The 3,373-nt window shown below is 40.6% G+C and carries 5 protein-coding genes and 2 pseudogenes; 3 read left to right on the top strand and 4 right to left on the bottom strand.

Annotated elements, in window-relative coordinates; genetic code table 11:
• Window positions 1–111: 111 nt before the first annotated feature.
• From DYY66_RS16560 to DYY66_RS14950, 3 genes and pseudogenes are all read right to left on the bottom strand, one after another.
• Window positions 112–539 (bottom strand): biotin operon repressor (locus DYY66_RS16560; RefSeq protein WP_394352637.1); only part of this gene is annotated, 428 nt, incomplete at its 3' end.
• Window positions 540–562: 23 nt separating this feature from the next.
• Window positions 563–1,042 (bottom strand): annotated as a pseudogene (locus DYY66_RS16555) (TlpA family protein disulfide reductase); the annotation flags it as partial.
• A gap of 1 nt (window position 1,043) precedes the next feature.
• Window positions 1,044–1,247 (bottom strand): annotated as a pseudogene (locus DYY66_RS14950) (TlpA family protein disulfide reductase); the annotation flags it as partial.
• Window positions 1,248–1,422: 175 nt separating this feature from the next.
• Between DYY66_RS14950 and DYY66_RS10295 the strand changes: the two are divergent.
• Both DYY66_RS10295 and DYY66_RS10290 read left to right on the top strand, forming a co-directional pair.
• The gene (locus DYY66_RS10295) at window positions 1,423–1,791 is read left to right on the top strand and encodes a hypothetical protein (protein WP_166288979.1); all 369 of its coding nucleotides are present in this window, start codon (window positions 1,423–1,425) and stop codon (window positions 1,789–1,791) included.
• 87 nt (window positions 1,792–1,878) lie between these two features.
• The gene (locus tag DYY66_RS10290) at window positions 1,879–2,226 is read left to right on the top strand and encodes a hypothetical protein (protein ID WP_166288977.1); all 348 of its coding nucleotides are present in this window, start codon (window positions 1,879–1,881) and stop codon (window positions 2,224–2,226) included.
• Between the two features lie 58 nt (window positions 2,227–2,284).
• On the opposite strand, the gene DYY66_RS12735 is transcribed toward DYY66_RS10290, so the two are convergent.
• A complete protein-coding gene (locus DYY66_RS12735) occupies window positions 2,285–2,515 on the bottom strand; it encodes a hypothetical protein (protein WP_178085609.1) in 231 nt (76 codons plus the stop codon).
• 568 nt (window positions 2,516–3,083) lie between these two features.
• Between DYY66_RS12735 and DYY66_RS10275 the strand changes: the two genes are divergently transcribed.
• The coding region (locus tag DYY66_RS10275) for a CoA-binding protein (protein WP_178085607.1) at window positions 3,084–3,373 on the top strand (290 nt) is incomplete at its 3' end.

Here is a 3,373-nt window from a genome sequence, read left to right as displayed (position 1 = left end):
CCTCTTCCCTGCGTCTGTCTGTCTGCTATGATCAGCGAGCCATTCTCATGTGGCTTTTTGGCAAGCTCCAACGCAAAGTTCTGGGTCGAATCAATTATTCCAAAATAGTANGACATCCATATTCCTCCCCTTGGTGAGACCCACTTGCGATTTAGTCTGCCTCTTCCTTGAGTCTGCCTGTCTGCAATAACTAGCGAACCGTTCTCATGTGGTCTTTTGGCAAGCTCTAGTGCAAAGTTCTGGGTCGAGTCAATCATTTCAAAATAGTAAATTTTTCTACCAATGATATCTGTCTGGAGTCCGTTTGACACCTCCCATGGAACCAAAAGGTCCGTACTATGTTGCAGTCTGTATCCGGATTTTGGTTTTGACTCTATCTTGTATCCTAACAACTTTAGTTTCTTGATATTTTTCCAGACAGCAGCTCTGCTCAATGAAAGTGACTTGGAAAGTTTTTCTCCAGATAAAAATTCTGACTGGTTAGATTTTAGCAGTGTTACAATTTTGTCAAGTGTTGTCTGCTCAAATGATGTGTACATGCAAGAACAATTGTTCCACTAGATCATTCGCTCAATAATTTTTTAATATTCTCTTCTAGAAAATCGTTTGTGCCAAATGCAACATCTCTTAGCACTCCTTTTTTGTCAATTAGTATAGTTGACGGTGTGCCGCGCAATGCAAACTCGTCAAATGTCTGGGCAGAATATTCTTTGCTTCTAAGGTACTGCTTGACTCGTTCAATTATTTCCAGTTTCTGACTCTCACTGTATGACTCATACCCTGGAACATTTGCCTGGATGATTTCATCAATTCGAGCCTGGCTTATCGGGCCGTCTTCTTTTTTGAGAAAGTCCATTGCAACTGGAAACGGAATCTTGTATGGAAGCTTGGTGCCATCTACTAGTTGTCCGTACTGACCAAGTGCCTTTAGTGTCTCACCTATTACTTTGCCTTCTGCAAGTAACAGCCTGAGATTTTCAACCGTATTTTTATCAAAATCTTCAAACGCCGTTGCCACACCCAAAACTGTGACACCTTCTTTNCAAAACCGTGACACCTTCTTTTCTGTATTTTTGGTAAATCTCAATTGCCTGTGGAATGCCATATAGAAAGCAACCCGGACAGTTGACCTGAAATACTTCGATAAGTACAACGTTATCTTTTTCCTTGTCGATATTAGTTGGTAGCCCCTGAACCCATTCTGATACCTTGAGATTTGGGGTCTTTGTGCCTATTTGCACTGCCATGCCAAACACATCTTGTGAATTATTGATATCTGTTTCCTTGTGGAATTCACAATTTTTTCTGGACTGNAAACACATCTTGTGAATTATTGATATCTGTTTCCTTGTGGTATACACAATTTTTTTCAAGCCGGTTTGATTCATAAATCTTTTATATGCCATAGGAGAATCGAGTGCAATGTCTAGCAAAACAACCTTACTCTTGCTCACAGCATCTGTTCTGTTGACATCTTTGCTCGTAGTCAACTTGCCACAAGTCAACGCACTTATACAAAGAGACTTTTCAATCTTAGATGACAGTCACACAACTGCAAGCTATGGATTCAGCAAAGTATGTGGTAATCACCTGTGCGCACCAGGCGAACACACCAAGTGGCTCAATGCAGTATGGCATTCACAGTCAGCAAGCTATGGCAAAGTTACAAACGCACCACACGGTGAAGATGTAATGCATCAAATGGCAGGTTCTACTGCATCTCCAATGTCATCACATGGAACCATGAAGATCTCTGGTAACATGACAATGACTGGAAACATGACCAAATAATTACAGCGGATCTGACCACTAACCATTTTTATCTGACGCACAAATTTATCATAATTCTTTTATATGCCACTCCGTTCAGAACCATTAATGGCTAACAAAATAGCATTGCTCTTGTTTACAACATCTGTGCTTTTGGCATCATTTGCTGCAATGTCTGTTCCACAAGCTAGTGCTTTGACAAAAAGTACTTGGAATGACAACATATCCACAGCAAGCTATGGCAATACCGTAGTCTGTGGTGATCACAAATGTGCACCAGGCGAACACACCAAGTGGGTAAACGCAGTATGGCAATCACAAAAGATAAGCTATGGCAAAGTTGCAAATGCACCACACGGTGAAGATGTAATGCAAGAACTAGCAGGCGCATCATCATCTAACATGACATCTCATGGAACCATGAAGATGTATGGCAGCATGAACATGACTAAATAATTTCCAAACAAGGAAAAACCAAAAACTGTTTTTTAATTTTGATTATTTTAAAATCTATTTAGAAGTTGACGTCAAAGCCGCCCATGTCTCCTGGACCGCCGTCTCCAAAGCCGCTTCCTCCCATGTCCTGTCCTGAACCTGTGTCCTGGCCTGCACCTGTATCATGGCCGCCTGCATCGTGTCCTCCCATGTCTTGGCCACCCATGTACTGGTCTGGCATGAAACTCGTCATTGCCATGCCCATAAACCCCATCATTGTAGAAAACATCATCATGTCCATTATTCCCATAAACATCATCGATGGTAAATAGACTTGTGCTCTTCCATCTGTTGCTGGAGTTTCTGCTTGTCTCCGCTCTGCCATGTAGATACCATCTGATTCCAGTTTTGTTGCAATTCGAATCTTCTCTCCTCTAGTTCCTTGTTGCCCTTGTCTGTCAGGACTAGCTCTTTTTTGGAACCAAACCAACTTTTCTTATCTACTAAAACAATGAATCCTTTTTCTTCGAGTCTTGTAAGCAAAATGTTCAACTCTTGTCCGTCGATCTTTGTCTTTTTTGAAATCTTGTCAAACTTTCTTGCACCTTGGCTTATCGCACTTAATACANAAACCAACTCTTCTTTTCAACTAGAACAATGAAGCCCTTCTCTTCTAGTCTTGTAAGCAAAGTATTCAATTCATCACCGCCAATCTTTGTCCTTTTTGAAATCTTGTCAAACTTTCTTGCACCCTGGCTTATTGCGCTTAGTATGATTACATCATTTGGTTCTTCTTGTTCCATAAGAAAATAATTGTGGCTGCCCTATAAATCGGTTATTCCGTAAGATATTAAGCGGTATGATGTCCTATGAAAACCATGGAGCAAGACTCTTTTACAGATGATGAGATTCGAAAAATTTATTCTCTAAAAAATATCGCAGTTGTCGGCATGTCAAAAAATCCGGACAAGGCAGCACACTATGTTCCAAAATATTTGATTGATAATGGGTACAACGTAATTCCTGTAAATCCTACTGCAACAGAAATTCTTGGAAGAAAATGCTATCCCACACTTACTGATATTCCTGGAACGGTTGATGTTGTTGATGTATTCAGGCCATCTGATCAACTGATGCCTGTCATAGAAGAAGCAATCAGGATAAAACC

The sequence above is a fragment of the Candidatus Nitrosotalea sp. FS genome (assembly GCF_011319475.1).
Lineage (GTDB): Archaea > Thermoproteota > Nitrososphaeria > Nitrososphaerales > Nitrosopumilaceae > Nitrosotalea.
This window is presented reverse-complemented; position numbering and strand designations above follow the sequence as displayed.

What these genes read in the sequence shown, in the direction of transcription:
- DYY66_RS10295 (WP_166288979.1), top strand. Translation starts at nt 1,423, where the DNA reads ATGTCTAGCAAAACAACCTTACTCTTGCTCACAGCATCTGTTCTGTTG.
- DYY66_RS10290 (WP_166288977.1), top strand. Translation starts at nt 1,879, where the DNA reads ATGGCTAACAAAATAGCATTGCTCTTGTTTACAACATCTGTGCTTTTG.
- DYY66_RS12735 (WP_178085609.1), bottom strand. Translation starts at nt 2,515, where the DNA reads ATGGGAATAATGGACATGATGATGTTTTCTACAATGATGGGGTTTATG.